This is a genomic window from Terriglobales bacterium (genome assembly GCA_035543055.1).
Taxonomy (GTDB): domain Bacteria; phylum Acidobacteriota; class Terriglobia; order Terriglobales; family Acidobacteriaceae; genus JAIQFD01.
This window is the reverse complement of sequence record DATKKJ010000042.1, coordinates 1-5,226: the sequence shown is the minus strand read 5'-3', so window position 1 is coordinate 5,226 and position 5,226 is coordinate 1. Positions and strand designations below refer to the sequence as shown.

Annotated in this window: 3 protein-coding genes; all 3 read left to right on the top strand. The window is 63.1% G+C overall.

Annotation, left to right across the window (positions count from 1 at the left end; translation table 11 throughout):
• On the top strand, positions 1–1,917 hold a 1,917-nt coding region (locus tag VMS96_03040; GenBank protein HVP42377.1), incomplete at its 5' end, for a GAF domain-containing protein.
• A gap of 12 nt (positions 1,918–1,929) precedes the next feature.
• Positions 1,930–2,820: an efflux RND transporter periplasmic adaptor subunit gene (locus VMS96_03035; GenBank protein HVP42376.1), complete on the top strand. Its 891-nt coding sequence runs from the start codon at positions 1,930–1,932 to the stop codon at positions 2,818–2,820.
• Positions 2,817–4,970, top strand: a complete 2,154-nt coding sequence (locus VMS96_03030) for an HlyD family efflux transporter periplasmic adaptor subunit (GenBank protein ID HVP42375.1) — start codon at positions 2,817–2,819, stop codon at positions 4,968–4,970. Before VMS96_03035 ends, VMS96_03030 begins: the two co-directional genes overlap by 4 nt.
• Positions 4,971–5,226 lie beyond the last annotated feature (256 nt).

The window sequence follows — 5,226 nt, the reverse complement described above, 5'->3', positions numbered from 1 at the left end:
GCCTACGAGAACGAGCGCAACTCTCAACTCGAGTCCATCACCCGCATCACCCAGATGTACGACCTGGAGAAGGTCTTCAACTCCAATCTCGAGATGGACGACCTGATGAAGATGATCGCCTCGAAGTTCCACGAGGTGATGAACGTCCAGGGGGTGAATCTCTGGATGGTGGAAGGCGATGGCGTGGTCCTGACCAGCCAGGCCGGGGTGGACGTGACCGCCGAGGTGGGAAGCCGGCAGAAACCCGGGGAGGGCGTGGCCGGGGACGTCTCGGATTCGGGCCAACCAGTGCTGATCGAGGACCCCGAAGACGAGCGCCTGGCGCGGCGCAACCAAGGCGTGGAGGAAGGGGCCGTCTTCACCCTGGTGGCTGCGCCCGTCCTGGACCGGGGCTCGCTGGTCGGCGTGGTCGAGGCTGTGAACCGCAATGACGGGTCCCAGTTTGATGAGGACGAACTGTTCCTGCTCACCACCATGTGCGAGACCGCCAGCAATGCGCTGCACAACGCCAGCCTTCTGCTGGCGGAGCGCAAGCTGGAGATCATGGAGACCCTGGTCACCGTCAGCCAGGAGATCACCTCGACGCTGAATCTCGATCGCGTGTTGCAGACTATCGTCAACGCTCCCCAAGCCGTGATCCCTTACGAGCGTGCCTCGATCGGCCTGCTCCAGGGCGGCCGGTTCAAGTTGAGCGCCATCACCGGCAAGACGCAGGTGAATGCCGCGTCGCCGGAAGTCCGGCAGCTGGACGACATCCTGCAGTGGGCGGCGCTGTCGGGTGAGGTGGTCGACGTACGCGAGCGGGACGGCGAGATCGACGATCCCCGCGAGGAGACGCGGGCAAAGTTCCACAAGTACTTCGCTGAATCCGGCATGCGCGGCTTCTACGCCAAGCCGCTGAATGACGATACCGGTTCGGTCGGCATCCTGTGCCTGGAAAGCGCCGATCCCGATTTTCTGACCCAGACGCACCTGGAGATCGTCCAGGTCCTGGCCGGCCAGGCCACGGTCGCATTGCGCAACGCGCAGATGTACAAGGACGTGCCCTTCATCTCCGTACTCGAGCCGGTCATGGAGAGGAAACGCAAGTTCATGGCGATGGAGAAGCGGCGGCGGAAGGCGACCTACATCGCCGCCATCGCGATCGCGGTTTTCCTGGTCGTGATCCCCATCCCCATGCGGGTCGACGGAGATGTGATCGTTGCTCCGGCCCATCGCGTGCAGATCCAGCCGGAGGTCGAGGGCGTCGTCCAGAAGGTATATGTCCGCGAGGGCGATCACGTAGCCCGCAACACCATCCTGGCCGAGGTGGCGGACTGGGATTACCGGGCCGCTCTGTCCGCAGCGAAGGCGAAATACGAGAGCGCGCAATTGCTGATGAACCGGGCTCTGGCAACGAATGACGGCACTGAGGCCGGGATCCAGAAGGTGCAGGCGGACTACTGGCGATCCGAAGTAGCGCGAGCTCAGGAGCTGCTGGACAAGACCAAGCTGCGCTCCCCGATCGACGGGGTGGTAGCCACTCCCCACATCGAGAACTCGGTGGGACGGCGACTCCAGTTCGGCGACTCGTTCGCGGAAGTGGTCGACGCCTCGCACGCGGTGGTGGACATCGCGGTCGATGACGACCAGGCGGGACTGCTGCAGGCCGGGTCATCGGCCGCCATCAAGCTGAACTTCTATCCCACGCACACTTTCCGGGGTGCGGTCGACATTGTCAGTCCGAAGGGCGAAGTGCAAGGCGAGTCGCGGGTGTTCTTCGCGCGCGTGAGCTTGCCCAACGAAGACGGCGCCATCCGTTCGGGGATGCAAGGACGGGGCAAGGTCACGGTGGGCTGGCGCCCCTCGGGATATGTGCTCTTCCGGGGGATGGCGCTGTGGCTGTATTCCAAGATCTGGTACTGGTTCGGCTGGTAAGGGGAGGCTGGGATGAGACGGGTTCTGGCGTTTGGACTGGCCGCGGTCGGGGCAACTCTCCTGGCGGGCTGCGAGCAATCGAAATCGGCCGCGCCGGCGTCGACAGTGTCGGCGGCGGCGCCGGCAGCGTCCGCCCGCGCCCTGCAGGAAACCGAGTTTGTTGCCTCCGGGCCACTGGTGGTCGAGAACCAGGTCGATGTGGCGGCGCAGCGGGAAGGGATCGTGGCCAAGATTTCCGCCGAAGCAGGCGCCGCGGTCAAGGCCGGCCAGGTGCTGGCCCTGCTCGACGACCGGCAGATTTCTTCCGACCTGGATGCGGCCCGCGCCAAGACCCGCAGCACCGAAGCTGACCTCAAGAACTGGAGGGCCGAAGCTGAGGTCCTGCACTCGGACTACGTGCGCGCCCAGAAGATGTGGGACGCGCAGCTCATCACCAAAGAACAGCTCGACCACGCCAAGTACAAGGCGGAGTCCGATCAATGGGACATCAAGCGCGTCGAAGAGCTGCTGGTCGGCTCGCGGGCTACGGAGCGGTCCCTGGAGCTCGAGCTGGAAAAAACCCGCATCCGCGCCCCATTTGATGGCCTGGTGGCGCGCCGCTACGTGCGGGCGGGGCAGAAGGTCGCGGTCGGCGACCGCATCTTCTGGGTGACGGCGACCAGTCCCCTGCGCGTGAAGTTCACCCTGCCGGAGAGGTTCATCGCGACCATGAAGAAAGGCCAGGAGCTTTCGCTCATGAGCACGGGCGCGCCGGAGCTCAAGCAGAGGGCGAAGGTCATCGAGATCAGCCCGGTGGTCGATCCCTCCAGCGGCACGATCGAGGTCCTGGCGGAGGTGGTGAATCCGGGCAAAGAACTCAAGCCCGGAATGTCGGTGAACGTGCGCATCGATTCGCGGCCATGAACATCACCCGCGCCCTCGAGGTTGCTCTGCCTGAATTACCCGCCAAGCGGATGGCGGAGCGTTACCCGCGGATCCCGCCCGACGTCGTTTTCAAGGAACACATTGAGGAAGGGGAACGGGTCGTCAAGGCCGTCGTTCCCGGCGTGGACGCGATGTACTCCTTCCCTCCCGAGAACTGGCAGCTCATCGAAATGTTCAATGGAGAGCGCTCCTACGAGGAGATCGCCGATCTGTTCTCGCAGAAGACTGGAGTGCTGTATTCCGCCGACGTCGTCCGTGAGTTCGCCGACGGCGTGGAGGCGATGAATTTCTGGTACAAGACGCCCCAGGAAAAAAACATCAAGCTGATGCAGAAGAGCGCCGAAGAGCGGCGCAAACTGCTGAGAGAAAAGAGCCGCTGGGGCGACCTATCGACCATCAAGTTCCCCGCCATCAATCCCGATGCCTTTCTCACCTGGCTCTACAAGCACCTGAGCTTCATCTTTACCTGGTGGTTTACCGCCCTGACCCTGGCCGCGTTCGCCTTCACCATCTGGGTGTTCGTGACCCACTGGAGCGAGATCGGGCACGACACCTTCCAGTTCTACAACTTCAATAACAAGACTTGGTTCGATGTCGCGGTCTTCTGGATCGTCGGCGCTTCCCTGCTCTGCGTGCACGAGATGGCCCATGGATTCACCTGCAAGCATTACGGCGCCAAAGTGCCCGCGATGGGCTTCCTCCTGCTGTACCTGACGCCGGCCTTTTACACCGATACGACCGAGGGCGAGGTGCTGGGAAATCAGCACCAGCGCCTGATGATCGCGGTGTCCGGCGTCTGGTCGGAGCTGATCATCTGCGCCATCGCCACGCCCCTGTGGTGGGGCACGGCGCCGGGCACGGCCATCCACGACCTTTCGTACCTCATCATCCTCTTTACCGGCATCGCGGTGATCCTGATCAACTGGAACCCGCTGATGAAACTCGACGGCTACTACATGCTCTGCGAGATCCTGGGGATCGCCGACCTGAAGGAAGCCTCGACCGTGTACCTGTCCTCGTGGGTGAAGAAGAACGTGTGGCGGCTGCCGGTCGAGGTACCGTATGTGCCCAAGCGGAGGCGCGTCGGCTATGCCATCTACGCGGTGCTATCGGGCCTGTATAGCTACTCGGTGCTGTATGTCTTTGCCAGCTTCATCGGGAACATCTTTCGCAATTTCACGCACGAATGGGCGTTCATCCCGGAATACGGGACCGCCTATCTGATCTTCCAGGGCCGCATTCGCACATTGGTGAACTTTATGAAATTCGTTTACTTGGACAAGAAGGACCGGATCCGCCGCTGGTTCGCGGGCGAACGAAAGTGGGCAGCGGCCGCGGCCGCCGCCGTGTTGTTGCTGGCGCCGATCTGGCATGAAAGCGCGCAAGGCAGGTTCGTACTCGAGCCGGAGAACATGGCAGTCATCCGCACCATGGTCCCCGGCATCGTCACGCAAGTGGACGCCTCGGAAGGCCAGGCGGTCCGCCCAGGGGCGCCCCTGTTCCGATTGCGCAACCTGCAGGTCGAATCGAAGCTGGCCAGGACGTCAGCAGGCTACCTGATGGCAGCGGCTCGCAAGAACGCCGCGGTATTTCAGAATGCCGACTACGGCGTCGCCGAACGCGAGCGCCAGGCGATGCAGGACCAGACCCATACCTTCCAGCGAGAGGCCGACGACCTGCGGCTGGAGGCTCCTATCGGCGGGGTCGTACTGACCCCCCGCACAACAGACTGGCTGGGTGCATACGTGGCCGCGGGCACGGAGCTGGCGCAAGTCGGGGAGACCGGCCGGCTTCGCGCCCGGATCTACGTTTCCGAGCACGACATGAAGCGCTTCGGCGCTAACGCGTCGGCAAAACTACACGTGGATGGGATGTTCAGAAAGTGGGACGCCCAGTCGGTTTCCGTCTCCCCGGTCTCGTCAGAGATCGCGCCGAATCTGATGGACTTGAGCAAATTCGCCGGTATGAAAGCCCCGAACTTCTACGTCGTTTCCCTGCTGGTCAACAACTCCGACGGGCGACTCTTCCCGGGGATGATTGGAACCGCCAGGATCTACGGCCGGCGCCGAAGCGTGGCCGCGTTTGCCTTACAAGCCGTCGCGGACTTTGTGGGTCGCAAGATCTGGTAGTCGCACAAAGTAAAAAGGCTGCGGACCCTCCGCAGCCTTCCCCCTCCGCTGAATAGGTATTCCCATTCAGGGCAACACAGGTCTAGTAGATCGCGCCGGGCTTCAGGGCGCCAGGCTTCAGGGCGCCAGGCTTCAGGGCGCCAGGCTTCAGGGCGCCAGGCTTCAGAGCGCCAGGCTTCAGGGCGCCAGGCTTCAGAGCGCCAGGCTTCAGAGCGCCAGGCTTCAAAGCGCCAGGCTTCAGAGCGCCAGGCTTCAG